At 62.1% G+C, this 25,824-nt stretch carries 21 protein-coding genes; 10 read left to right on the forward strand and 11 right to left on the reverse strand.

Annotated elements, in window-relative coordinates:
• Positions 1 to 157: 157 nt before the first annotated feature.
• The 5 genes from F3J17_RS02210 to F3J17_RS02230 all read left to right on the forward strand — a co-directional run bounded on the left by F3J17_RS02210 (position 158) and on the right by F3J17_RS02230 (position 6,742).
• Complete coding sequence (locus tag F3J17_RS02210; RefSeq protein ID WP_240160720.1) at positions 158 to 1,324, forward strand: YbfB/YjiJ family MFS transporter; 1,167 nt, start codon at positions 158 to 160, stop codon at positions 1,322 to 1,324.
• Between the two features lie 318 nt (positions 1,325 to 1,642).
• Positions 1,643 to 3,001 (forward strand): MFS transporter, encoded by a 1,359-nt coding sequence (locus tag F3J17_RS02215; RefSeq protein WP_205194586.1) that lies wholly within the window; start codon positions 1,643 to 1,645, stop codon positions 2,999 to 3,001.
• Positions 3,002 to 3,067: 66 nt separating this feature from the next.
• Positions 3,068 to 3,862 carry a creatininase gene (locus tag F3J17_RS02220; protein WP_167053345.1) on the forward strand — a complete coding sequence of 265 codons (795 nt, stop codon included), beginning with the start codon at positions 3,068 to 3,070 and terminating at the stop codon, positions 3,860 to 3,862.
• A gap of 12 nt (positions 3,863 to 3,874) precedes the next feature.
• A complete protein-coding gene (locus F3J17_RS02225; RefSeq protein WP_167053346.1) occupies positions 3,875 to 5,350 on the forward strand; it encodes a cytosine permease in 1,476 nt (491 codons plus the stop codon).
• Between the two features lie 252 nt (positions 5,351 to 5,602).
• Positions 5,603 to 6,742, forward strand: a complete 1,140-nt coding sequence (locus tag F3J17_RS02230) for a porin (RefSeq protein WP_345891116.1) — start codon at positions 5,603 to 5,605, stop codon at positions 6,740 to 6,742.
• A 109-nt stretch (positions 6,743 to 6,851) separates the two neighbouring features.
• On the opposite strand, the gene F3J17_RS02235 is transcribed toward F3J17_RS02230, so the two are convergent.
• From F3J17_RS02235 to F3J17_RS02265, 7 genes are all read right to left on the reverse strand, one after another.
• Positions 6,852 to 8,072 (reverse strand): porin, encoded by a 1,221-nt coding sequence (locus F3J17_RS02235; protein ID WP_167053349.1) that lies wholly within the window; start codon positions 8,070 to 8,072, stop codon positions 6,852 to 6,854.
• 149 nt (positions 8,073 to 8,221) lie between these two features.
• Positions 8,222 to 8,515 carry an antibiotic biosynthesis monooxygenase gene (locus F3J17_RS02240; protein ID WP_167053351.1) on the reverse strand — a complete coding sequence of 98 codons (294 nt, stop codon included), beginning with the start codon at positions 8,513 to 8,515 and terminating at the stop codon, positions 8,222 to 8,224.
• Between the two features lie 45 nt (positions 8,516 to 8,560).
• Complete coding sequence (locus tag F3J17_RS02245) at positions 8,561 to 9,874, reverse strand: MFS transporter (protein ID WP_167053353.1); 1,314 nt, start codon at positions 9,872 to 9,874, stop codon at positions 8,561 to 8,563.
• Positions 9,875 to 10,083: 209 nt separating this feature from the next.
• Positions 10,084 to 11,157: an isocitrate/isopropylmalate dehydrogenase family protein gene (locus tag F3J17_RS02250; protein WP_167053355.1), complete on the reverse strand. Its 1,074-nt coding sequence runs from the start codon at positions 11,155 to 11,157 to the stop codon at positions 10,084 to 10,086.
• A gap of 15 nt (positions 11,158 to 11,172) precedes the next feature.
• The gene (locus F3J17_RS02255) at positions 11,173 to 11,598 is read right to left on the reverse strand and encodes a cupin domain-containing protein (protein WP_167053357.1); all 426 of its coding nucleotides are present in this window, start codon (positions 11,596 to 11,598) and stop codon (positions 11,173 to 11,175) included.
• 35 nt (positions 11,599 to 11,633) lie between these two features.
• On the reverse strand, positions 11,634 to 13,004 hold the full coding sequence (locus tag F3J17_RS02260) for an NAD-dependent succinate-semialdehyde dehydrogenase (RefSeq protein WP_167053359.1): 1,371 nt from the start codon (positions 13,002 to 13,004) through the stop codon (positions 11,634 to 11,636).
• A 29-nt stretch (positions 13,005 to 13,033) separates the two neighbouring features.
• On the reverse strand, positions 13,034 to 14,074 hold the full coding sequence (locus F3J17_RS02265) for an amidohydrolase family protein (protein ID WP_167053361.1): 1,041 nt from the start codon (positions 14,072 to 14,074) through the stop codon (positions 13,034 to 13,036).
• 294 nt (positions 14,075 to 14,368) lie between these two features.
• On the opposite strand from F3J17_RS02265, the gene F3J17_RS02270 reads away from it, so the two are divergent.
• Positions 14,369 to 15,247 (forward strand): GntR family transcriptional regulator, encoded by an 879-nt coding sequence (locus F3J17_RS02270; protein WP_167053363.1) that lies wholly within the window; start codon positions 14,369 to 14,371, stop codon positions 15,245 to 15,247.
• Positions 15,248 to 15,390: 143 nt separating this feature from the next.
• Here F3J17_RS02270 and F3J17_RS02275 read toward each other — a convergent pair whose 3' ends face one another.
• Entirely contained in the window at positions 15,391 to 15,969 is a 579-nt protein-coding gene (locus tag F3J17_RS02275) for a TetR/AcrR family transcriptional regulator (protein ID WP_167053365.1), read from the reverse strand.
• Positions 15,970 to 16,330: 361 nt separating this feature from the next.
• Here F3J17_RS02275 and F3J17_RS02280 point away from each other — a divergent pair, with 361 nt between their 5' ends.
• Positions 16,331 to 18,316, forward strand: coding sequence for a tyrosine-protein phosphatase (locus F3J17_RS02280; RefSeq protein ID WP_167053367.1), 1,986 nt, complete (start codon positions 16,331 to 16,333; stop codon positions 18,314 to 18,316).
• A gap of 61 nt (positions 18,317 to 18,377) precedes the next feature.
• Here the strand turns inward: F3J17_RS02280 and F3J17_RS02285 are convergent, their stop codons facing one another.
• On the reverse strand, positions 18,378 to 19,922 hold the full coding sequence (locus F3J17_RS02285; RefSeq protein ID WP_167053369.1) for an MDR family MFS transporter: 1,545 nt from the start codon (positions 19,920 to 19,922) through the stop codon (positions 18,378 to 18,380).
• Between the two features lie 111 nt (positions 19,923 to 20,033).
• Positions 20,034 to 20,918, reverse strand: a complete 885-nt coding sequence (locus F3J17_RS02290) for a LysR family transcriptional regulator (protein WP_167053371.1) — start codon at positions 20,916 to 20,918, stop codon at positions 20,034 to 20,036.
• A 145-nt stretch (positions 20,919 to 21,063) separates the two neighbouring features.
• Between F3J17_RS02290 and argC the strand changes: the two genes are divergently transcribed.
• The 3 genes from argC (at position 21,064) to F3J17_RS02305 (ending at position 24,082) form a co-directional block, all read left to right on the forward strand.
• On the forward strand, positions 21,064 to 22,002 hold the full coding sequence (gene argC / locus F3J17_RS02295; protein ID WP_167053373.1) for an N-acetyl-gamma-glutamyl-phosphate reductase: 939 nt from the start codon (positions 21,064 to 21,066) through the stop codon (positions 22,000 to 22,002).
• Between the two features lie 95 nt (positions 22,003 to 22,097).
• Positions 22,098 to 22,895, forward strand: coding sequence for a DeoR/GlpR family DNA-binding transcription regulator (locus F3J17_RS02300; RefSeq protein WP_167053375.1), 798 nt, complete (start codon positions 22,098 to 22,100; stop codon positions 22,893 to 22,895).
• A gap of 23 nt (positions 22,896 to 22,918) precedes the next feature.
• Positions 22,919 to 24,082 carry an MFS transporter gene (locus F3J17_RS02305; protein WP_167053377.1) on the forward strand — a complete coding sequence of 388 codons (1,164 nt, stop codon included), beginning with the start codon at positions 22,919 to 22,921 and terminating at the stop codon, positions 24,080 to 24,082.
• A gap of 26 nt (positions 24,083 to 24,108) precedes the next feature.
• Here F3J17_RS02305 and F3J17_RS02310 read toward each other — a convergent pair whose 3' ends face one another.
• Complete coding sequence (locus F3J17_RS02310; protein ID WP_167053379.1) at positions 24,109 to 25,581, reverse strand: aldehyde dehydrogenase family protein; 1,473 nt, start codon at positions 25,579 to 25,581, stop codon at positions 24,109 to 24,111.
• Between the last annotated feature and the right edge of the window lie 243 nt (positions 25,582 to 25,824).

Genomic DNA, 25,824 nt, shown 5'->3' on the forward strand with positions numbered 1-25,824 from the left:
GGGAGCTGGTACGCGCCGCGGCTGACGGCGCGAATATAACAGGGAGACTGCGCGAGGCATGGAGGCGAATACAAAAAGACGGAGCGTCGATTCTGTCGACCGAGCCGGTCCTGTTGCTCCGGCCCAGCCGTCTGCCGACGACGGGCCGATTCGCGCCTTGTCTCTTGCTGTGCGTTTGTCACTAGGCAGCGCGATTGCGCTCGGCTTTGTGCGCTTTTCGTATGCGTTATTGTTGCCCGCGATGAAGGCCGATCTTGGCTGGAGTTTCGCCCAGGCCGGCGCGATGAATACGGCAAACGCCGTTGGCTATCTGATCGGCGCGGCAATCTTTCCTTTGTTGGCCCGACGCTATACGCCGTCTGCGCTCTTTGCGACGGGGGCGTATGTCACGATCGTCCTGATGGCGTTGTGCGGACTCGTCTCCAATACGCCCGTGCTGCTGACGCAACGTCTTGTGGCGGGTGTCGGCAGCGCGCTGGTGTTCGTGAGCGGCGGCCTGCTGGCTGCGCGGCTGGCAACGGCCGCGCCGCGTCAGGGCGGACTGATTCTCGGGCTTTACTACGGCGGGACCGGTTACGGCATTGTGGTGTCGTCGCTGCTCGTGCCCGCCGTCGCGAGCGCCGCGCCGCATGGCTGGCAACCTGCGTGGCTCGCCCTGGCAGCGGCATGTGCCGTTTGCGCGTTGATCGCGCGCGGCGCGGCCCGGCGTATCGAGGCGGCCTGTGTGGCCATGATGCGCCCGCGTTCTACCGGGCCCGGACATGCTACGGCGTGGCGTCGCATCGGTCTTGCGCTCGCGGGGTACGGGCTATTCGGCGTGGGCTATATCGGCTATATGACCTTCATCGTGGCGTTGTTGCGCGAGGAAGGCTTGAGCCAGCGTGTCGTGTGCGTGTTCTATCTCGCGCTCGGTGTCGCAACGATCGGGTCGGCGCGCCTGTGGTCCGGCTTTCTCGATCGCGCGCGCGGCGGCATGGCGCTCGCGACCTTCAACGCGCTGCTTGCGCTCGCCACGACGATGCCCGCCGTGATGGCGCATCCTTTGGCGGCAGCGGTGTCCGGCATTATCTTTGGCGCGACCTTTCTTTCGGCAGTCGCCTCCACGACGGCATTTGTGCGCCACAATCTTCCCTCCGACGAATGGACGCGCGGCATCAGCGCGTTCACCATCGTGTTCGCACTCGGCCAGATCGCGGGGCCGATTGCAATTGGCTGGGTCTCCGACACCACCAGCCTCACGCGCGGGCTTGGCTATTCTGCAGCGGTCCTGCTTGCGGGTGCGCTGTTTGCAGCGGCACAGCGTCCTCTCTCGCCGCACGTCTAGTTCGCGCGCATGCGCATGCGACCGGCGTTTGACGGCCCACACCTGCGCTTAATCCCCATTCCTGACGCTTTTCCTGTGCACGGTTCAGCAGCGTGGCGCGCCCTTTGTCGGTGCGCTTTTTTTGCGTCCATGCCCACTGGCGATGCAGGCGCTATTGCGCGCGAAATGCGCGTTGAAGGTGTTTACCCTCGATGTCGAATCGAGAAAGTCGCATGTCGGAAACTGAAATTTTCCGCGGGCTGCAACTTCTACCATTCGCTTGAACCCGCGGAATTTCGATGACGTCAGCGTGAACCAGCAGCACCTTTGGAGAATCGCATGAGTACCAGAAAAGGAGTGCCGGGCGGCATGACGACGGCCGGTGAATGGCGGCAGGTAGAAGACGCAACGCACTCGCGAGCGGACGCCGCCGGATTGCTCAAACGCGCAGCAATGGCGAGCTTCATTGGCAATTTCGTCGAGTGGTTCGATTACGCTTCTTATGGCTATCTCGCCACCGTTATCGCGGTGATTTTTTTCCCGAAGACCGATGCGGCCAGCGGGTTACTGGCGGCCTATGGCGTGTTCGCGATTTCGTTTATCGTGCGGCCGCTCGGCGGCGTGATCTGGGGGCATTTTGGCGACAAGCATGGCCGTCGCGCGGCACTGTCGCTGTCGATCCTGATCATGTCGTGCTCGACTTTCCTGATCGCATTTTTGCCCACCTACGCGCAGGTTGGCATGCTTGCGCCGGTACTGCTGTTGTTGGTGCGGGTGGTGCAGGGGTTTTCGGCATCTGGCGAATATGCTGGCGCATCGGCGTTTCTCGCCGAATACGCGCCCCAGGGCAAGCGCGGGGTCTACACGAGTATCGTGCCGGCCAGCACGGCGGCGGGCTTATTGTTCGGATCGGTGTTCGTCGCCGTCATGCACGCGGTGCTGAGCACGCAGCAGCTGCACGACTTCGGCTGGCGCCTGCCGTTTTTGCTGGCTGCGCCCTTCGGGCTGGTCGGACGCTACATCCGCCTGCGTCTGGAAGACACGCCGAAGTTCAAGGCGCTAGAAGGCGCACAGCATGTTGCGAAGGCTCCGGCGGCGGAACTCCTGACCCGCTATCGTGGGAGGATGCTCATTGCGTTTGGCGTGACGTGCCTGAATGCCGTGGCGTTCTATCTGGTCCTCAGCTACATGCCGACGTATCTCTCGACCGAACTGGGCATGGGCGAAACCGAATCGTTCGTGGCGGCGACGATCTCGCTGGCCGCTTACATTGGCCTGATCTTCCTGATGGGGGCGTTGTCAGATCGCGTGGGCCGCAAGACCATGCTGATTGCCGCGTCGGTGCTGTTCGCGCTGCTCACGGTGCCGCTTTTCAAGGCGTTACCGGGATCGGGCTTCGCAACAATCGTGCTGATCCAGATTGCTTTCGGCGCGCTACTCACGCTCAACGACGGGACGTTGCCGTGCTTTCTGGCTGAAATCTTTCCTACGCGGGTGCGCTACAGCGGCTTTGCCTTCTGCTTTAACGCTGCCAACGCGCTGTTCGGCGGCACGGCGCCGCTCGTTGCGACCTGGCTCATTGGCGCAACCGGCAACAAACTCGCGCCGGCATGGTATCTGGTGGGTGCGGCGGGCGTTGCTCTCGTTGCCATGCTGGCGAGCGCGGAGACCTCTCGCAGACCGCTGGCCGACGACTGAGCGCAACTGCGACGAAGGGCCCGCTTTGACGAAAACCAACGACGATTACGACAAGGAGATGGGCAGATGGAAGCGAAGGTAAGCATTGGCGAGCTAGCGTGGCCTGAATACTCGCGGCGCGTGAAAGAAGAGGCGCAGATTATCCTGATTCCGATCGGCGCGCTCGAACAGCACGGTCCGCATATGTCGATGAACCCGGACGTGCTGCTGCCCACGGCGATTTCGGAAGCCGTCGCGCGCAGGATCGGCGCAATGGTGGCGCCTGCCATCGCCTACGGCTACAAGTCGCAGCAAAAGAGCGGCGGCGGTAATCATCTTTGCGGCACCACGAGTCTCGATGGAAACACGCTGTCGCTCACGGTCAAGGACGTGCTTAAGGAGTTTGCGCGTCACGGCGCGCGCAAACTTTGTCTTGTGAACGGGCATTTCGAAAACTCGATGTTCGCGGTCGAGGGTGTGGATCTCGCACTGCGTGAACTGCGCTGGGAAGGCATTCACGACTTCCAGGTCGTGATGTTGTCGTACTGGGACTTCGTGACCGAGGAGACCATCGCGAAGATCTATCCGGAAGGCTTTCCCGGCTGGGCGGTCGAACATGGCGGCGTGCTGGAGACATCGTTGATGCTGCATCTGCATCCGCATCTCGTCGATATGTCTTGCGTGCCGCAACACGCCGCCGCGACGTTTGCACCGTATGACGTCTTTCCGCCGATTCCAGAATGGACGCCCGCTTCGGGTTGTCTATCCTCCGCGGCGGCGGCTTCGGCGGAAAAGGGCGCGTTGCTGCACGAAGTCTGCGTGGCGGGCATTACGAGCGCGATGGGTGAGGCATTCGACGCCCGCGAAAAGGCGGCCCGATAACCGGAGAGCGATATGGCGAATGACAAGCAGAACGCGCCGCACGGCGCGGTGGCGGCCGATAAGGCGTGGAGCGTAGAGCAGCATGGCATCGATCCGATTCCGTTGCGCGACCGTCACGGCACGCCCGCCGAGTTGTTCAAGATGTGGATTGGCGCAAATACCAATTACGTTGTTGTGGTAACGGGGGCGCTCGCGCTCTCGCAAGGGTTGTCCCTGTGGCAGGCGTTGGGCGCAATTCTGCTCGGCAATCTGTTCGGTTGCTTCGTACTCGGTCTCACGACGATTATGGGACCGCGCACAGGCACGTCCGGCATCATGACTTCGCGCAGTTCTTTCGGGCAGCTCGGCTCGTTTCTACCCAAGGCAGTGAGTCTGGTTTCCGCACTGAGCTGGTTCTCCATCAATTCGGTGGTGGCAACCCAGGCGCTCGAAACGCTGCTCAAAATGGGCGGCTTTCAAAGCCATGCGGTGGTGTGGGTTTCGCTGGCCATCATTCTTGCGGCGGAAATCCTGCTCGCGATTTTCGGCCACGCGACCATCATCGCAGCGGAGAAGTGGATCGCACTTGCGCTGGCAATCCTGTTTGGCGGACTCGCGGCGTTCGTGCTGCCGCACACCAGCTTCGCGGCGGCGAGCGCCATCAATCATGGCGGCGGTTCGTTCAGCACGTGGTTGATCGCGCTGGGTATCGTCTTCTCATACCCGATTGGCTGGGCGAATTTCGCGTCGGACTATAGCCGCTATTTTCCGGCCGAGACGAGCTGGAAAAAAATCGCGCTCGCAGCGGGGGGCGGTCAGTTCGTTGCGCTGGTATTTTGCGAGGTCATTGGCGTGCTGTTCGCCACGGCGCTGGGTGGCACGCTGGGTGATGATCCTGTGAGCCAGCTTGGCCGCTTCCTGCCGACGTGGTTTATCGTGCCGTTGCTGTTCGCCATTATTCTTGGCGGAATCGCGGCCAACGTGCCGAATGGCTATACCGCCGGCCTTGGTCTGCTGGCGCTACGCATTCCGATCAATCGCGTGACTTCGCTCACCATCATCGCGCTCTTTACGCTGGGATTTCGGGTGGTGACGGTGTTCTACGGCCAGTTCTTCGATATGTACCAGGTATTCTTGAACTATATGGTGTTCTGGACCGCCCCGTGGGCCGCGATCGTCGTAATCGACTACTTCATGCGCAATGGCCGATATCGCACGGAGGACTGGATGAAGTGGGGAAGTGGCGCCTACTGGTACGACGGCGGGATTTTCTGGCCCGGCGTGGTGGCGTTGGTGTTAGGCACGCTGGCATGTATTGCGTTCTCCAATTCGCCAACCTATGTCAGCCCGTTGATGCATAACTATCTGGGCTGGGGTGATCTGAGCTTCGAAGCCGGATTGCTGCTCGCCGGCGTGACTTACTTCTTGCTTGCCCGCCGTCATCCGTTGTTCAAGAAGTCGAATAGTCAGGTTCCTCTCGCAGGCGATATGCCCTCGCGTCCAATTTGATCTTGTGTGACGGCCGCGCGATCCAGGGCGGCCGTCGATCTGCAGACATGCCAGGCGCGGCAGTGAGCGATGTTGTTCGCCGGCGGAAACCTGGCAAGCTGTTTTCAAATTCGACATCTATTTCGTTCCAGTGAGATGACGGCGTAACGGGTTCCCCGGATTGCGTCGTTTGCTTTCGCGTATTTTTATTAAATCGGATAACTAATTAATAAATATAATTTGGAGAGAGATGTGAAAAGAAAATTAGCCGTTGTGATCTCGCTTGCGCCGTTTGCCATGGTTGCACACGCGCAATCCAGCGTCACGCTCTACGGATATGTCGACGCAGGTATTGCATACACGAATAATCAACTTGGCCATACCGCCTGGCAGACGACCAGTAGTGCAACGCAGAACACCGTATTCGGGCTTAAAGGTACGGAGGATCTTGGTGGCGGCCTGTCTGCCGTGTTCAAGCTCGAACAGGCCTTTGTACTCAACAACGGCGCGCAGGCGCTGTCTGGCGACGCCTTCGGCTCGCAGGCGTGGCTCGGCTTGCAGAGCGATGCCTTCGGCACGATGACGTTCGGGCGTCAGTTCGACGTGGTCAACGACCTGGTGGGTCCGCTGACAGCCGAATGGAATGCATGGGGTGGAAGCATTGCTGCGCATCCGTTTGAGAACGACAACCTGGCCGCGAATTCCGCGATCGTCAACAACACCGTCAAATTCACGAGTCAGACATATCGTGGCGCGACATTGGAGGGGATGTATGCGTTTGGTAACGCCCCGGGACGGTTCGGGCAGAATCGCGCTTACGGCTTCGCACTGGCCTACGAACATGGGCCGCTCAGTCTGGCGGCCGGCTATCTTCAGTTCAACAATCCGGGCCTGGGCGCTGGTGCGGTGACGACTAATGATGGTAGCGCGAACTTCCTGGCTGAGCGCCAGCGCATCTGGTCGCTCGGTGGCAATTTCGCGTTGGGTTCGCTGACGCTTGGGCTGGTCTGGAGCCACACGCAGCTCGACGAATCGACGGGTGTGCTTTCATTCGGCACCGGTACATATCTGGGAAGTTCCGATGCATCGAGCGGCACGTTGCAAGGTTCGCTACGGTTCGACAATTACGAAGCCAACGTGAAGTACACGTTGACTCCAGCATTGAGCGTTTCTGGTGCTTATACCTATACGCATGGTGCTTACAACGGATCATCGCCGGGGTGGAATACGGCGATGATCCAGACCAACTACGCATTGAGCAAGCGCACGGACTTCTATGTGGAAGGCGTGTATCAGAACGTGCACGGTGCACCCGCAGATTCAGTGCTCGCACACGCGATGTTGAATGGTTTTTCGCCTTCGTCGGGTTCCACGCAAGTCGCGGTTACTGTGGGGATGCGACATAGTTTCTAGGCGTAGCGGCGTGTCCCGCGGCAACGTCAGGCAGCCCGCGCTTATCTACGGTTGCCATCGTTTCGGTCGTAGTGACTTCTTTGACGACACCGTGACGCAGCGCTAAATGCTAGAACTTATGCCGAACCCCCAATCGAACTGCAACCTGAGAACTGTTGGCGGAAGGCGTCATGCCGGTGATGGTCGCAACAGCGGACTGGTTCAGAGAATCCGTCCCGCTCGCGTGCTCATAGACGACGAGCGAATAGACATCGGTTCGCGCGGAGAGCGCGTAATCAAGGCCTATACTCGCAAGTTCGTACTTTGCACTGGATTTTTGTGCAGTTCCGCCGCCCGTCGTATAGTCAAACGCGAGACCCGCTGAGCACGCAGGCGTGAACTGGTAGTGACCGTTCAATTCGGCGTTGTGGAAAGTCGCAGTGCCCGTGTAGTGGAAGGGGTTTGGGCCTGAAGACGAACCCAGATCCTGGAATTGCGTATTCGAGTAGCCGACGCCGACCGTGGCTTTTCCAGAATTCCAGTTTCCGGCAATACCCATGATTTGCAGCGATTGAGCGGAGGCAAATCCGGCGAAAATCGGATTGCTCTGCGCGGAGGTGGCCGAACCAATGCCGCCGAGATTATTGGTGGTGGCCGCACCCGAATTGGGGTTATTGCCGAAAAACGAAGTATTCGGGTTGCGCGCGTTCAGATAGCCTGCGCCCAGGCTCAGCGGTCCGTACGAATAGCCTGCGCCTGCAGACCAGATGCTATTCTTTCCGAACGATCCAGCCGTTCCGCCAAAGCTGTACAGCGCACCGAACTTGAAGCCGGAAAGCGTGGGCGACGTGTACTTGATGGAATTGTTGCTGCGCCGTGTGTTCGAGGCATTGTCGAGGTCGCTGGGGTGCTCGACCATATAGCCACCCCACTGAGGCGCGGCCAGTAACGGCGCAAAAAAATCGACGACTTCATCGTACTGGCGCCCCATCGTCACACGGCCGTAGGGCGTCGCCAGACCAACCCAGGCCTGGCGCCCGAACAGCGAGCCGCCCTGGGCAGCCGTGCCGTTGTTCACGAAGAAGCCGTTCTCGAGCAGGAAGACCGCTTTGTAGCCGCCGCCCAGATCTTCAGCGCCCTTGAGGCCCCAGCGGCTGCCCTGAATGCCGCCGCTTGCGCCATCCATGACAGACCATTGGCTAGCGCCTTTGAGTCCGGTCGTCGTGCGCCCGGTCTGCGCATTGCTCACGTAATTCACGCCGGCATCGACGATTCCATAGAGCGTGACGCTGCTTTGCGCCAAAGCACACGAGCACGGCAAAGCCAGCAACGCTGCGGTCGCTTTCCACATGATTAAGTCTCCTGATTATGATGTTTATTGTCGATGGCTGGAATGGCGCATCGTGGTTCCCGGTGCAGTTCGGGCGAACTACCGGGCGCCGATAATCTGGCGGCATGAACAGGAGGTCTCGGCTCACGAGACCTCCGCAAAGTCGTGGCTTATTCGATAACAACCGTCGCATGAACGACTTGTGGCGCACGCGCGAAGTGCGGTCCGACCAGCGCCCGCCACGTCTGGAAATCAGCGGATTCGCGGAAGTGAACCATATGGTCGTCGACTGTCTCCCAGCCCACTTGCAGCACGTAGTGGCGTTCCTTTTCGATGACGCGATGCAAGGCCGCGCCGTGACATCCGGTTGCGCGCGCGAATAGCGGAAGAGCCGTACGAACGCCCGCTTCGAATTCGGCTTCGTGGCCGGGGAGGACTTCGATATCTGCCAGTTCAAAAATCATGGATTCTCCAGTGTCGAAGGATGGCAAAGCGAAAGGGAGGCCGGTTCAGTCGCGGCGCACCAGAAGCGGCAGGGCGGAGGCGAGCGCGGCAGAGACGCCTAGAATCGCTGCCATCGCCCAGATGCCTGCAGAGAAGGTCCCTGTCGTCTGCTTGAGCAGACCGACGAGATAAGGGCCTGCAAAGCCGCCAAGCGTGCCGATGGAGTTGATGAACGCCAGTCCACCCGCCGCCGCGATGCCGGTTAAAAAGCGCGTAGGAATGGTCCAGAAGATCGCGCGGGCCGAACTCACTGCGACAACCGCGAGGCTCAAGCCCACGAGTTCGAGCACGATGCCGTTCGACAGTCCGGAGAGCGCAAGTCCTAAGCCGCCTGCGAGGCACGACGCGACGAGATGGAAGATACGTTTGCCGCTGCGGTCCACGGCGCGGGCCCAGATCAGCATGCCGATTACCGCTGCGATGTACGGAATAGTGGAGAGCAGTCCGACGTTGACGAGGCTGAAGCCGTGGCCCTTGAGAATGAGCGGCAGCCAGATGCCAATGCCATACGAACCGAGAATGAAGCCAAACTGGACCGCGGCAAGTAGCAGCACGCGGCCGTCCTTGAGCGCAGAAAAGAGCGCCTTCTTCGGCTTCTGGCGTGGTTCGCTTTCCAGCATGTGGATGAGTTCGGTGCGCTCCTCTTGCGTGAGCCAGTACGCGTCTTTGGGATCGTCGCGCAGCAGGGCGAACACGGCGAATCCGATCACGACTGCGGGCAGTCCTTGCACGAGGAACATCCACTGCCAGCCGTGCAAGCCGCCGAGACCTTCCATCTGCAAAAGCAACGCCGACATCGGGCCGCCGAGAATCGAAGACAGCGGCACCCCGAGCATGAAGAACGCGAGCACTCGCACGCGATATTGCGCCGGAAACCAGCACGCCAGAAAGAACGTTACGCCGGGAAAGAAGCCCGCTTCGGCGACGCCGAGCAGCAGTCGCAGGATGTAGAAACTCGTCGGCCCCTGCACGACTGCCGTGGCCGCCGATGCAAGGCCCCAGGTGATCATGATGCGCGCGAGCCAGCGCCGCGCACCGTATTTGTAAAGCGCCAGGTTGCTCGGGATTTCGCAGAGACAGTAGCCTGCGAATAGCACGCCCGCGCCCCAGCCAAATTGCGCGGGCGTGAGGCCGATATCCTGATTCATCGTCAGCGCGGCGAAGCCTACGCTGGTGCGGTCGATGTAGTTGAAGACGAAGGCGAGCGTGAGCAGCGGAAGCAGGCGCCAGGCATTTTTTCGCAGCGCGCGCTTCTGGATTGCGATTTTGCCAGGATGTTCCTCTGGCTGTGCTTCCATGGCCAAAGATTCGGAATGCATGTTAAATCCTTCGATGATTGCCTCGACAGGTCGAAGCCGTGGGTGTCCTGATGGAGTGACCGATGCGTGGAACGATCAAGCGTCCCGCATGCCATTTTCACCATGAGGAGAACGAACGGTATTCGCCAGCGCACGCCTGGCGATCATCGAATGTCTCCTTCATTGTTCTTGTAGGCCGACGGAGGTTGGATCTCCGCCGGCGTAGTGCATCAGGACTTCTGTACCGATTCCGCGACTTTCAGACCGAAGGCCTTGCAACCCATCGTGCCGCCCAGGTCGGCCGTACGGCTTTCCGGGTTTGCCAGCACGGCATCGACTGCGGTGTCGATGGCGTCTGCCGCGGCGCTGAAATTCGGCTTCTGACGATGCTCGCCGATCCAGCGCAGCAGCATGCTGACCGAGAGAATCATGGACGTGGGATTGGCCTTGTCCTGATTCTGGATATCGGGCGCCGAGCCGTGTTGCGCCTGGGCGCAACAGAGCTTGTCGCCTGCCATCACCGATCCGCCGAGGCCCAGACTGCCCGAGAGTTCTGCGGCGAGGTCGCTGATGATGTCGCCGTAGAAGTTAGTCGCGACCAGCACGTCGAACTTCTCCGGATTGCGCACGAGGTGAGCGGTCGACGCATCGACGAGCAGGTCGTTCAGTTCGACTTCAGGGAAGTCTTTCGCGACGTGGCGCACGCATTCGAGGAACAGGCCGTCCGTCATATGGAAGCTGTTCGATTTGTGGATGGCCGTGACCTTCTTCTTGCGCTTCATCGCCAGCTCAAAAGCGCGGCGCGCGATGCGTTCGCTGCAATGACGCGTGATCTTGCGCACGGAAAGCGCCATGTCCGGCGACGGCATCATCTCGCCCCAGCCCAGATGCATGTTGCGGTCGGGATAGAAGCCTTCGGTCGCCTCGCGCATGATGACGAGATCCATGCTCTTGCCTTCGCGCATGTTCGACGTGAGGAACGAGCGGGTGCGCGACGGGCGCACGTTGGCGTACAGGTCGAGATCGCAGCGGAATGCGGCGGACACGTTGCGGCCGCCTTTTTCCGGCGGCGGATAGTCGGCGTGCGAGACGGTGCCGAGAATCAGGCCGTCATACGTCGGGGCCTTTTCGAGCACTTCCGGGCGCAGCGTCGTGCCGTATTTTTCGAGGCTTGCGAAGCCGATGTCTTCGTAATCGTACTGAAGACCGAGATCGAAGACCTGGTCGGCCTTGCCGAACACGTCGATGGATGCAGCGATGATTTCGGGACCAATGCCGTCGCCGGGGCAAACAAGAATACGCATGATGATGAACTCGCTTTAATTCGCAGGGGTTTGGTGTTCAGCCGACACGGGGCGCGTTTCGCCGCTATCGGACAGCGTGCGCGTGGCGTCCTGGTTCGCGTAGATCCAGAGGATCTTCATCGATTCGGTATCCGAAATGTTTCGGAAGCGGTGCGGCACGTTCGGCGGAATGAAGGTCGTATCAAGTGGCTGAAGCTCGAATTCAAGGCCGTCGATGTCGAGAATCGCGTGACCTTCTACCAGCACCACGCTTTCCTGGCAGTTGTGGCTGTGGAACGGGATCTTCACGCCAGGCGCGAACGAGGTGTAGCCCGTGATGAAGCTGTCCGAGCCGAGCGACTTGCCGACCAGCGGCGTGGTGCTCGCGCCGCCGCCACGGTCGTACACGGGCATCTGGTCGGGCTTCAGAAGGGCTGCGCCCGAGGGAGTCTTGATGGTCATGATGGTTTCCTGTGGGGACGGTCGTGGGCGACGGCTCAGGCGGACGGCCCGATCCAGACGGTCTTGACGTTGGTGAATTCGCGGATGCCGGCGGCGCCGAGTTCGCGGCCATAGCCGGACTGCTTGATGCCGCCGAACGGCAGGCGCGCGTCCGAGGCCACGAGGCCGTTGACGAACACCGCGCCCGCTTCGATCTGGCGCACGAGCGTCTTTGCGCGTTGCAGGTCGCCGGTCCACAGCGCCGCGCCCAGACCGAATTCGGTTGCGTTGGCGAGGGCCACGGCTTCTTCCGTATTCGTGATGCGCAGAACGGCAGCGACCGGGCCGAAAGTCTCTTCGACCGCCGCCGCCATATGCGGCGCGACGTGGTCCAGCACCGTGGGCGCGTAGAAGAAGCCCGCGCCTTCGATCGCGTGACCGCCGGTCTTCAGCACCGCGCCGGCTTCGACCGTGCGTTCGACCTGGCGATGCAGTTCGTCGCGCAGATTGCCGCGCGCCATCGGGCCAATCGTCGTATCGCGCTGCGTCGGGTCGCCGACCTTGAGCTTCGCGACGCCTGCGCAGAACAGTTCGACAAAACGGTCTGCGACTTTTTCATCGACGATGAAGCGCTTCGACGAAATGCAGCTTTGGCCCGTGTTCGAGAAACGCGCCTTGACTGCGGCCTTCGCGGCGGCTTCGACGTCGGCGTCGGCGAGCACGATGAACGGATCCGAGCCGCCGAGTTCGAGCACCTGCTTCTTCATGGCGCGGCCCGCCTGCGCGGCGACCAGCTTGCCGACGGCCGTCGAGCCCGTCAGCGTGACGGCGGCGATACGCGGATCGTCGATGAGGGCGGCGACGTTTTCCGGCTCGATGAGCAGCGAGGTCATCAGGCCGTCAGGCACTTCGGCTTCCGCGAACACCGAGTTGATGACGAGCGCGCATTGCGGCACGTTGCCCGCGTGCTTGAGGATCGAACCATTGCCGGCGCACAGCGCGGGTGCGGCGAAGCGGATGAACTGCCACAGCGGGTAGTTCCACGGCATGATCGCCAGCACCACGCCGAGCGGGTCATAGGCGATGTAGCTTTCGCTGGCGTTGCTGGAGACGGTTTCGTCGCCCAGGTATTGGCTCGCGTTCTCAGCGTAGAAGCGGCAAGTCCATGCGGATTTTTCGACTTCCGCTTCGGCTTCGGCGATGGGCTTGCCCATTTCCAGCGTGATGAGCGCAGCGATTTCAGCCTTGCGGCGCAGCAGGACTTCGCCGAGGCGTGCGACCGCTGCGGTACGCACGCTCAGCGGCTGCTTTGCCCAGGCGCGCTGGGCGACGTGCGCGTTGGCGAGCGCCTGCTCGATCTGGTCGGGCGTGGCGGCATCGAAGCTGGCCACGACCGTTTCGGTGGCGGGGTTCAGGGTGCGAAACATAAAGGTATCCTTATTAATCAGAATTTGAATTAGCTCGTCTGGGCGGCGAAGCCATACAGTCGAGCAGGGTTCTCGACCAGAATCTGTTGACGCACGGCGGCCGTGTCGGCCCATGCGAGTACGTGGTTGATCGCGCGGCCCGCGTCTTCGTTGCGGAACGGCTCGACGCGCGAGAGATCGCCGTCGCGATGGCTGGCGCTGCCCGTATGCGGCCAGTCCGACGCCCACAGCATGCGATCCGGACGCGCTTGAATGAGCGCTTGCGCGAAGGGCGCGATATCGGCGTAGTCGGGGGCCTGGCGCGAAGCGCGATAGGGCGCGGAAAGCTTGACGTAGACGTTGCCGCCCTTCACGAGCGCGAGCACGGTATCGAAAGCCTCTTTCTGCTCGGGCTGCTTCGGCACACGCACGCCCGCGAAGTGATCGAGCACGACATGGACCGGCAGCGCGCCAATCGTGGGCGCGAGTGCGGCAACGATATCGACATCGGCGTAAATCTGGATCGCCCAGCCAAGCGGTGCGACCGTTTCGGCAGCGCGTTGAAGCTGAGCGAGCGCCACGCTCAGGTCGCGCTGCCCCTTCACTTCGAGATTGAGACGCACGCCGCGCACGCCCTGGTCGTGCATGGCGTGCAGTTCGGCTTGTGTCACGGTTTGCGGATCGATCACGGCGATGCCGCGTGCGCGCAAGGTGCCGAGATCGCGCAGCGCGGCCAGCATGGCGGCGTTATCGGTGCCGTAGACGCTGGGCTGCACGATCACCACTCGTTCGATACCAAGCCGCGCTTCGAAGTCGAGCAGGTCGGAAACCAGTGCGCGACCCGGTGTGTATGAGCGGTTCTCAGCGAACGGATAACGTGCGGCGTCGAAGATGTGGACGTGGCAGTCGCAACTGCCGGGCGGGAGCGCGGAGGCGAGTGCGCTGGGATGGTCGTGCGGCGTGGCCTTGGCGTCGGCGGCGGATGTCGACGCTGCAAGCGCGCCGGATGCGCTGGCGCCGGAGCATGCGCCCGACAGCGCAAGGCCGCCGACTGCTGCGAGGCTCGCGCCGAGAAGGTTCCTGCGATACATGTGTCTCCCGATGCTTAGAGGCTGCGTTGGTTGGTATTTTATGCATGCACGAAACCAAGTAAAGGGTTTTTTGTGGTTTTAAAAGGCCATCCAGGGTAAACGACAGGTGATAGAAAACGGCAGCGAAGAGGTGTGAAAGCCCGAGTCAGGCGAGTTTTGGCGGCAAATTGAGTGACGGGGGGCCGCGTGTATGACTCATACCAATAGCGAATTACGAATGGTCTTATGATGTTTTAAAAGTCCATTTGCGTGCATGTGATACGATTGAGGCAAATTCCCCTCATTCCGACTGCCATGCCCCGCGCCTTAGCCGATGTGCTCGCGACCAATATTCACCAGCACATCACCCAGTCCTGCATGCCGCCCGGTACGCGTTTGCCGGAGCGTCTGCTCGCCGAGCGGTTCAATGTTTCGCGCTCGCCCGTGCGCGAGGCGCTCAAGCGTCTGGCGGGACAGGCGGTGGTCGCCCCGCATCCGGATGGCGGCTACGCGGTCGCGGAAGGCGTCGAACCGGTTTCAGAGGCCGAAGTCAGCGAAGTGGAAAATGCCGATGCGGGCGAGCAGACCTATCTGGCCATCGCCGAAGACCGGCTCGCGGGCAGGCTGGAAGACCGCATCACCGAAAACGAGTTGATGCGGCGCTATGGCATCACGCGCGCACAACTCAACGCGGTTCTTCGGCGCATGGTGCAGGAAGGATGGATCGAGCGTCGGCCTGGTCACGGCTGGCAGTTCCAGTCGGTGCTCACGTCGTCGGAGACGTATCGACAGGGTTATCGATATCGACTGTTGATCGAAGCTGCGGGGATTCTGGAGCCGACCTTCCAGCTCCAGCGTGAGGCGCTGCTGCGCTGCCGGGCCGAACAGGAAGTGCTCGCCAACGGTGGCGCGAGAACGGCGTCGCCCGCGGCGTTATTCGATGCGAACAGCCGCCTGCACGAGACCATTGCGGCGTGCTCGGGCAACGTATTTATTCTCGATGGCCTGCGCAGGCTCGACCGGCTGCGCAGATTGATGGAGTACCGCAAAGCGGTGGATCGTGATCAGGCGGAGCGCAGGTGTCGCGAACACCTTACGCTGATCGACTTGCTGCTGTCTGATCAGAGAGAGGCGGCAGCCGATTTCATGAAGCTGCACTTGCACAACGCGGTCAGGGAGAAAACCTCCGACTGAGTAGCCAGGCGGTCTGTGGTCGGTTGCTGATGCAGCGTTTCAGGTTCTACAGATCGCACCTACGCACCGCACCTCTGTGCTACGCGTAGGCAGGGCCGCCACCTAACCGACCAGAAGCCAGCACTACCGTACCGTACGCGCCTTTATTTCGCCGATTCAAACCGCTTCGCCTCGCGCGCCCTCGTGAGCGCCGCGCGTTTTTCAGCCAGCGACGGCGGCACGGGCAATTGCGCCAGCAGCCAGTCAAGCGATGCCCGCAATGCGGCGGGATCGAAATCGTCGCGCACGCTGCTCAGGCTGATGCCAAACAGGATATTGAAGAGCGCCAGCACTTCAGGATCGCGCTCGCCATCGGGCAGGCCCAGCAAGCGGCCGTCCGCGCCCGACATCATCGGCTGGATTTTCTCCTGCAAGCGCGCATCGCCGCGCGCGGCCATCCAGATTTCGAGCATCGCCACCGTCATCTCGGACGGCGGCCGCTCGCGCAGACTGCTGAGGATCAGATAGAGCCGCTCCCTGGTGGTTAGCGCACTCATCGCGCTCATCATCGCGGCATCGTGGTCGAGCGCGGACGCGATGAATGCCGGCAGCAGATCGTATCGGCCCTGCGGAAACTGATAGCGCAACGCCCCCCGCGTGCACTCGCACAACTCACAGAGATATTCCTCGCTCCACGCGCTATACCCCTGACGGCCGATGATTTCCGCGGTGATCTGAAACATCCGGGCTCGGGTGCGTTGGGCTTTCGGGCTGAGTGGTCTGGGCTCTGAAGACTCGTGATCGGGCATGTCGATATGGGCTGGTTCCACTTATGGAACATCAAGCGGAAAGCCCGATTCTACTAGAGCGCAAGCCTTATCCCGCCGCAGCGGCCCGGCTTTCTTTCCAGTTCTTGCCGATTCTTTCGCGCCTCAGGCCGCCGCCGATACCACGAATTCCTCGCCCGAAAAATACAACACTGTATTTTTTCATGAAACATACATATCTGTATGTTTTTATGGCGGCCGCGTATCGAGCGGATCGCCGTGGCAGCAGGGCGATAGCGGTGCGCGGAACATTTCAAGAGACAGGAACAACAACAATATGCAACTACGAAACGCCATGGCGTGCGCGGTGACCACCCTATGTCTGTCGATCGAAGGCGCTCATGCGACCGACGTCACTTACGTGATCGACACACCGATTCTCTCGACGCTTGCCAACTTTCGCGACATCGCGGGTATCTCTACGCTGTACGGCGGCACGGGCTATAGCAACAGCGTCGCCTATGACGGCGTCATGCGTACGGGCGTGTTCTATCGCTCCAGCGCGCTATCGAGCCTGAGCGCCGCCGACGCCGCCACGCTCGCCGAACTCGGCATCACCAGCATCTACGATTTGCGCACCACCAGCGAAATCGCTGCCGCGCCCGATGCGAGCGTTTCCGGCGCGACTGACACCAACATCAATATCCTGGCCTCAACCACGGTCACGGCGACGAGCAGCGCCTACACCTCGGTGACGGGCGCCGATGCGTACATGACGTCGATGTACGACAGCTTCGTGACCGATGCGAGCGAGCGCAGCGAATTCGCGCAACTGCTGCTCGCGCTCGCGCATGGCGACAGCGCCGCGCTGATCCACTGCACCTCGGGCAAGGACCGCACGGGCTGGGCGGCGGTGTTGCTGGAGAGCATCGCGGGCGTGTCGTCGAGCCAGATCATGACCGACTATCTGGCCACCAATTCCTATTCCGCCGCGACCATCGAGGCGTATTACGAAGCGGCACTCAAGACCTACACCGCGCTGTACGGCGCGACCGTCGGCGAGCAAATGGCAGAGGCGATCAAGGAAATCTACAGCGTCAATTCGAGCTGGCTCACTTCGGCGCTCAGTGAGGTCATTGCCGAATATGGGTCGATGACGAACTATCTGACCGAAGGTCTGGGCCTTTCGATGGCCGATATCTACGTGCTGCGCGCGAAGATGGTCTATTACAACTCGCTGCCGGGTCAGGCGGCGATGCACGGCAATGCGGCAGCGGGTGCGGCGCTTCTGCAGAATCTGCAAAATAGTTCGTTGTCCGGAAATTACACCGCATTCAACTATTTCCTGCAGTCCGCCATCGACGCGGGCACGCTGGACGGCATGGAGAATCGCATCGGCGGGCAGGTTCATGCCGACGCGCTGGCATATCTGATGAACCAGCCGCTCGCGGTGGAATCCGCGATCCGCGATTTCGGTTCGCTGAGTGCCGAAGGCAAGCCTGCGCATCCGGTCTGGGTGTCGGTGTGGAGCGACATCACCTCGGCCTCGGGCGCCACCGGCAGCGCGAACAGCAAATCGGAAGACAGCGGCATTTTGATTGGCACGACGCATCGCGTTTCGCCGCGGCTCACCGTGTACGGCGCGATCGGCAGCGAAAACCAGCGGGTCGAAAGCGCTGGCGCGACGGCGACGCTCGACAGCGTTCAGATCGCCGGCGGCGCGCGGCTCGCAATCGGCGCGCTCAACAGCGGTACGTTCGTCAGCGGCATGTTGATGGCGAGCGAAGGCACCTACGATTCGTCGCGCGCGCTGGGCGACAATCTCGGCACCGCAACGGGCGGTTCGCATCAATGGCTCTACAGCGCCACGGGCATGCTCGGCAAGAGTTTCAAGCTTAGGTCGCTGACCGTTACGCCACAGATCGGGCTGCGTTATACCCAGGCGCGCATCAACGGCTTCCAGGAAACCGGCAGCGAACTCGCGCTCGACATGCAGGCCGTCAAGCACGATCAACTAACCGCGCGGGCGCTTGTCGATCTGGATATCAACGCTCTGGAACTGGGCAAGTGGACGCTTACGCCGGGTATGACGCTCGGCTACGAAGAAGCGCTGAATTCGCCGACCGTCACTAGCAACGGTTCGATCGAAGGCTATGGCATCAGTCAGATCGCCGCCTACGACACGCGCTATCTGGGCGTGGCGGCGCTCAGACTTGCGGCCAGCAAAGGCCCGACCAGCGCAGAAATCCGCGTATCGGGTACCGCGGGGCATCACGGCGCGGCTTCGCTCGCCGGATCGGCTTCATTGCGCTACACGTTTTAAGTCATGCGCGGGCAAACGGTCGACAAAGCCAGTTTAATTAGTTCGGATTACTTTTTAAATGTCAGGCGCGATCTTTTGCCCGCGCTGTCAATGAGGCCAGACGCAGGACAATCAGGAACCCGAGGAACATCATGACGCCGCCCGCCACGAGGCTCGCGCCGATCGCCGCCCGATAGACCTCGACGATCAAGGACTGCTGGGCGTGCGGCAATGCAGAGATTGCGCTCAGGCCGTGATCGAGAAAGGCGCGCACGTCGAATTGCGTGCCCAGCGTGGCCAGCTGCGCGTTCAGCACGAACGCCATCACGCCGCCCGATACGGCGGCGCCAAGCGAGCCGCCCAGCGAGCGCACGAACGACATCGTGGCGGTTGCGGAGCCGCGCACGGCGTCGGTGACCGAGTTCTGCACGATGACGGTCGCGGTGGACATGCCCATGCCCATCCCCGACCCGAGCACACCCATCGTCAGGAGGAAGGCGCCCGCGCTTGCGCCGCGATGCGCGAACCAGGCCAGCAGCACCAGTCCCGCGCATTCGAGGCCTACGCCGAGCACGAGAATCGTGTTGAGACGCCGACCGTTGCTGGCGAAACGACCGCCGACAATCGACGTCAGCATCATCATCGCCACCTGGGGCAGCGTCATGGCGCCGGATTGCGTGGGGCTTTCGCCCAGCACGAGCTGGTAATAAAGCGGCATGAAGACCAGCGAGCCCATCATCGCGAACGACATGATGCCGGAGGCCGAAACACAGGCCGCATACGGCACGATGCGAAAGAGCTTGAGGTCGATGATGGGCTGCCGCACGCGGCGTTCGACGAAGTAAAGCAGTGCGAACGCGCCGATGGCGGACACACCCAGCATCGTGCGCGCCAGCGGGCTGGCGACGGCGGGAATATCCGCCGCGTTGAAGAGCAGCAGCAGGGCGGACGTACCGGCTGTGATGAGCGCCGCGCCGACATAGTCGACGCTGGCCTCGCCCGCGCGCGGCGTGCGTGGCAATGCGCCGAGCACCAGCAACAGCGACGCGATGCCCAGCGGGAGATTCATCAGAAAGATCCAGCGCCACGACAGATGCGTCGTGATCGCCCCACCGAGAAGCGGGCCCGCCACGCTGCTGACCGCAAACGTGCCGGTGAAAAAGCCTTGATAACGCGGCCGGTCGCGCGCCGGAACGATGCTGGAAACGAGCGTCTGCGACAGCGTCATCAGGCCGCCCGCGCCGATGCCTTGCAAGCCACGCGCAAGCACCACGGCGATCATCGAATGCGCCAGGCCGCATAGCAGCGATGCGCCTACGAATATCACCACGCTCAACGCGAAGAAAGGCTTGCGGCCGTACAGGTCCGACAGTTTGCCCAGCATCGGGGCGCTGATTGTCGAGGTCAGCATGAACGCCGTGACGACCCAGGTGAGATGGTCAAGTCCGCCGAGTTCCGTCGTGATGACGGGTAACGCCGTGGCGACGATGCTTTGATCGAGTGCGCCGAGAAACATGGCGAGCAGCAGGCCAATGAACACGCGCCGACGCCTGGCGTCCGGCAAGGTCGGCGCTTCGTCCAGTGGTGTTGGGGCGGACGTTTCGGGTTTGAGTGATTGCGATGGCATCGATATTGAGCGGGTGGCGCAGAGCTGCGACTTTATCGCATCGCTCGTACCCGAAGGCTTACCGCGACCGGATTGAGTAAGGAAGTGAAATGAAATACTCCCGCGGCACGCCTACGCCAATCGCAAATCCCACAGCACATCGAGTACGTGTTGCGTCGAACGTTCGACATACCCCGCGCGATATGCAATACCCAGGCGCCGCCACAACGCCGGGCGCAGCGCACGCATGACGATACGACTGTCGGGGGACGGCGTCGTGGCTTCGTGGGGCAAAAGCGTTGCCCCGTATCCTGCCGCTACCAGACTCTTGATCGCGTCGTTGTAATTGAGCTGAATGCGCGGTGCGGGGTGTTGTCCACCCGTCGCGAACCATTCCGCAGTCAGGCGCGAAAGACGCGTGCTTGCGTCATTGAGAATAAGCGGTTGGGCGGCGAGCCATTCAGGCGTCACACGGGCGGGACACCGCCAATGCGCCGGTACGAAGGCCATGACAGGGTCGCGACGCCAGGGCTTGATCACCAGTCCGGCCACCGGTGGCTGCGGCAGCGCGATCAGCCCGACATCCAGCGTGCCATCCACCAGCCGGGACAAGGTTTCCTGCGACGTCAGGACTGCGATCTGAATGTCGATGGCGGGATGGTGCTCGCGCAGGACCTCGAGCGCCTGAGGCAGCAGGTGCGCAATCACCCCCGTGGACGCACCAAGACGCGCCCGCCCTTCGAGCCCTTCTACCTGGCGTTGAATATCGTCTAACGCCTGCTCGGCGTCGGCCAGCAGTCGACGCGCGCGCTCCACCAGCAATGCGCCTATGGACGTCGGCCCTACGTGTCCACGCTTGCGCAACAGGAGCGGAGCCCCAATGCGTGCTTCGAGCTCTGCGATGTGGAGGCTGACCGTTGGCGGCGCCAGGTGCAATGAACGAGAAGCTTCCGCAAATGACCGGTGATCGGCAACGGCGACCAGAGTGCGCAGGCGGTCCAGGCTGATCTCTCGCATGTCCGAATCCTGATTCAGAAAAACTGAAGGTGGTCGTTATGAAATTCAACTTTTCCTATTCTAGCCATCCGCGCATTATGGCGACTCGTTTTACCTGATCCCTCTTTGCTTGATACAACCCCCCAGTCAGCGGAGTCATCCACGTATGAACTCTCCCGTAGTGTTTATCGACGGCGACCAAGGCACCACCGGACTGCAGATCCACGATCGGCTCCGTAACCGGACGGACATCAGACTGTTCACACTTACCGCTGCGGACCGTAAAGATCCGCGGCGTCGCGCCGAAGCCATCAATGCCTGCGATATCGCCATCCTCTGTTTGCCCGATGCCGCCGCGCGTGAGGCGGTGAGCGCCATCGTCAATCCCGCTGTGCGCGTGATCGACGCTAGTTCCGCGCACCGCACACAGCCGGACTGGACTTATGGCTTTCCGGAAATGGCGCCGGGGCAGGCAGAGCAGATTGCGAACGCGCGTCGGGTCACCAATCCCGGCTGCTATCCGACGGGCGCAGTCGGCCTGCTGCGTCCACTGGTGCAGGCCGGACTGATAGCGGACGACTACCCGATCAGCATTCACGCGGTATCCGGCTACTCGGGACGCGGGCGTGCCGGCGTGGAAGAGCATGAGGGAACGAACGCAGCCAATGCGCCTTCATATCAGGTCTATGGTCTGGAACTCGCGCATAAGCACACGCCGGAGATCCAGCGGCACGCCGCGCTTGCACTGCGCCCCATTTTTGTCCCAGCGTACGGATCGTTCCGCCAGGGGATCGTGCTGACCGTGCCGCTGGCGTTGAGGCTGCTGGCGCCTGGCGTGAATGGCGCCGCGTTGCATGCATGCCTCGCACGCCACTATGCGGGAACCACTCACGTACGGGTCTTGCCGCTGGGCGAATCCAGTGCGCCGAAAACGCTGGATCCGCAAGTGCTCAACGGTACCAACGACATGCACTTGAGCGTATTTCACGACCCGGACAACGAGCAGGTCCTGCTGGCTGCAGTTTTGGACAACCTTGGCAAAGGTGCATCCGGGGCTGCGGTTCAGAACCTGGATCTCATGCTGACGGGGCAATGGCGGCAATAGTGCGTGACGGCCACGCCCGCCGCTAGCAAACGTGCGTTCCCTGAATGCACGTTTGTGCACGTTTACATTCTTGTTCGTGCACGTTATGATGGGCCATGACCGATGACATTCCTATCGCCCGTCGCGAACTGATCGCTTCACGCCTTGCCGCTGGGCACGCCGTCGTGGCGGCCACGCTCGCCGTCGAATTCGAGGTATCGGAAGACGCGATCCGCCGCGACCTGCGCGCGCTCGCCGCCGAAGGGCGCTGCCGGCGCGTCTACGGCGGCGCGCTGCCCATTTCTGCGGCGTCGGCACCCATGGCCGCGCGCATGGACGAGGCGCGCGAGCGCAAGCAGGCCCTTGCCATCGCCGCCGCTACTCAGGTGCAGCGCGGCGAACTGCTGTTTCTCGACAGTGGCAGCACCAATCTTGCCTTGGTCGAAACACTGCCCGAAGAGTTCGAACTGACCGTTGCGACCAATTCCATCGACATTGCCGCCGCGCTTTTGCGGCGCGCCGATATCCGCCTCATCATGGTGGGCGGCCAGGTCGACCCGGTGGTGGGCGGCAGCGTCGATGCCGCCGCCGTCGCGAGCGTGCTGAATCTGCATATCGATCGCTGCTTTCTGGGCGCATGCGCGTTGTCGGCGCGCGAGGGCGTGAGCGCCTATGAATTCGCCGATGCCTCCTTCAAGCGCGCGCTGGTCTCGTGTAGCCGTCACACATTGATCCTCAGTACCACTGACAAACTCGATGCCCGCGCATCGCATCGCGTCGCGACGCTGGATGCCGTCGCCTGCGTGGTCGTCGAGCACGATGCGCCGCGCGCGCAGCTTGCCGCGCTCAAGAAGGCGGGGACCACCGTCCTGCAGGCGCAGCGTCCTGCGAACGCTGAAAGCGCGCCCAACTAAACTTGACTCAGGAGCCCACGCCGATGGAATCCGTTGATCGTCCCGCCACGCGCCTCGCGACCCGTCTTGCCTTTCTGGTGGCCGGCTTCGGCATCGCCTGCTGGGCGCCGCTGGTGCCCTTCGCCAAGCAACGTCTTGCCGTGGATGACGGCACGCTCGGCGTGCTTTTGCTGTGTATCGGTCTGGGTTCGGTGGTTGCCATGCTGGTCACGGGGGCGCTCAGCGCGCGCTATGGCAGCAAGCCGATTATCGTCACGAGCGGCATTGCGCTTGCACTGATCCTGCCGCTGCTCACCGTGGCCGCCACGCCGGTCGCACTTGGGATCGCGCTGCTCGCGTTCGGCGCGGCGCTCGGTTCGCTCGACGTCGCCATGAACGTGCATGCGGTCGAGGTGGAGCGTGCAGCGCGCAAGCCGCTGATGTCGGGATTTCACGCGCTGTTTAGCGTGGGCGGCTTCGCGGGATCGACCTTCATGACGTTTCTGCTATCGCTGCATCTCGGCGCGTTTGCAAGCACGACGCTCTGCGCGGTGCTCATGCTGATGGCGATGCTTCTCGCGCGGCCTCGGCTGATGCGCGCCGCGCAGGCCACAAAGGGACCGCTCTTCGTCGTGCCGCGCGGGATCGTGCTGCTGATCGCGGCGCTGACCTGCATCGCGTTTCTGGCGGAAGGTGCGTTGCTCGACTGGAGTGCGCTGCTGATTACGGGCAAAGGGCTGGTGGGCGCGGCGCAGGGCGGTCTGGGCTATATGTTGTTCGCCATTGCGATGACGTTTGGGCGACTGACCGGCGACGCCGTGACGGCGCGCATTGGAGATCGTGCAACGTTGACCTGGGGTGGCGTGGTGGCCGTGGCGGGCTTTGCGGTGGTGCTGGTTGCACCCGTAGCCATGCTGGCGCTCGCGGGTTTCCTGCTGATCGGGCTGGGCGCGTCGAACATCGTGCCGGTGCTGTTCCGCCGTGCGGGCGCGCAGCAGACGATGCCCGCTGCGCTCGCCATCGCGGCGATCACGACAACGGGCTATGCGGGCGTGCTGGTCGGCCCTGCCGCCGTTGGATTCGTCGCCAGGGCGGTGGGTCTGGACACCTCGTTCTGGATGCTGCTAGGACTGCTTTGCATCGTACCGTGCTGCGCGACGCTGGTGACGCCCGCGCCGGAACGGCAAGCCGGTCTGGCGCGGGATTAACGCGTCGTCGTCAGGACACGCGCGCGTCAAGCCGCATCGGTCAGCGCGTGGCGCAGTTCCTGATAGCTGCGCAGGCCGGCCAGCCCCAGTTCACGGCCGATACCGCTCAGACCCAGGCCGCCCCAGCAGACTTGCGGGAAGATCAGTTGCGGCGTGTTGATCCACACGAGGCCCGCGCGCAGTTGCGCCTTGTAGCGGCGCGCGGCGTCGTTATCGGCGGTCACGACGGTGGCGACCAGGCCATAGCGTGTGTCGTTGGCCAGGGCGATGGCTTCATCGTCGGTGCGGAACGACTTCACGCAGGCCACGGGGCCGAACACTTCGTCGTTCCATAGCACGTTGTCCACGGACGGTTCCGCGACCACGACGGGGGCCATGAAAAAGCCCTCGGCGCAGGCTGTATCGAGTTGACCGGAAAACGCCACCGATGCGCCCGCTTCGACGCCTTGCGCGACCAGCGCCTGCACACGTTCGCGCTGCGCTGCCGAGACCAGCGGACCCATTGCCACGTTTTCGGCGGGAGGGGCAACATGGATTGCGCGCACAGCGGTTTCGAACGCGGCCATGAATTTGCGGTAGACCTCGTCGTGTACGAGGATGCGCGCCGTTGCCGAGCACATCTGGCCGGCGTTCGTGAATGCGCCGCCTACGGCTAGCGAGACTGCGCGTTCGATATCGGCGTCGGCGCGCACGATCAGCGCGGATTTGCCGCCGAGTTCGAGCGTCACGCGCTTCATGTCCTGCGCGGCGGCCTGCATCACTTTCTTGCCCGATGCGGTGCTGCCGGTAAACGAAATCTTGTCGATCAGCGGATGCGCGGTGAGTTGCGCGCCGACTGCGCCGCCGCCGTTGACGAGGTTGACGACGCCATCGGGCACGCCCGCTTCGGCGATGATCGCGGCCAGCATGTGCTCAACCGGCGAGGTCAATTCCGATGGCTTGAGGACGACGGTGCAGCCTGCTGCGAGCGCGGGGGCGATCTTCCAGGCGGTGGTGACCATCGGGAAGTTCCACGGCACGATCAGGGCGGCTACGCCTACGGCTTCGTAGAAGCGCTCGCCGGTGACGGTGTTGTCCGGAAGTGTGAGGGTTTCGGGGGCGAAGGTGCTGGCTTGCTCGCACAGGCCGGCGTAGTAGTCGAAGGTTGCGGCGGCGTCACTGACGTCGAGGTTTGCTTCGAAGGGAGGCTTGCCGCTGACCTGCATTTGCATTGATGCGAGGCTGGTACGGTCGGCTTCGATTAGTTCTGCGATTTTTTTGAGTAGCTTCGCGCGGGCGGTGGGCGCGGTGGCGCGCCATGATGCGAGGGCGCTGTGCGCTGTTTTTACTGCTTTGTCGATTTGCTCTGGCGTTGCTTGTTCTTGCCAGCCGATTTGCTCGCCTGTTGAGGCGTTGTGGATCGGGGTTGAGGTTTGGGGCGTCGCGCTGTGGTGCGGTTGGCCTGCAATTGTTGCTGCAGGGAATGTGAGGATTTTTTGATCGAGTTCTGCGGTTGACATTGAGGGTGTCTCCTTTGTGATTCTTTCGTGAATTGCCTGATTTCGTGTCGGTAAGCACGCGTTGCCCCTGTGCGGGGCGGCACCCCCTTTTCTTTGCAGCGGCAAAGAAAAGGGGGGAAAAGAAAGCCGCTCAAACCGCCAGTGCTTCGCCGTACACCCACAGCCTATAAAACGGAGTGGCGCCCGGGCAGCGCCCGCACCACTCGCCGAATTTCGGAGTGGTGCCATCCGCACATCCGGGGA

It is taken from the genome of Burkholderia sp. Ax-1719, assembly GCF_011753055.1.
GTDB lineage: Bacteria > Pseudomonadota > Gammaproteobacteria > Burkholderiales > Burkholderiaceae > Paraburkholderia.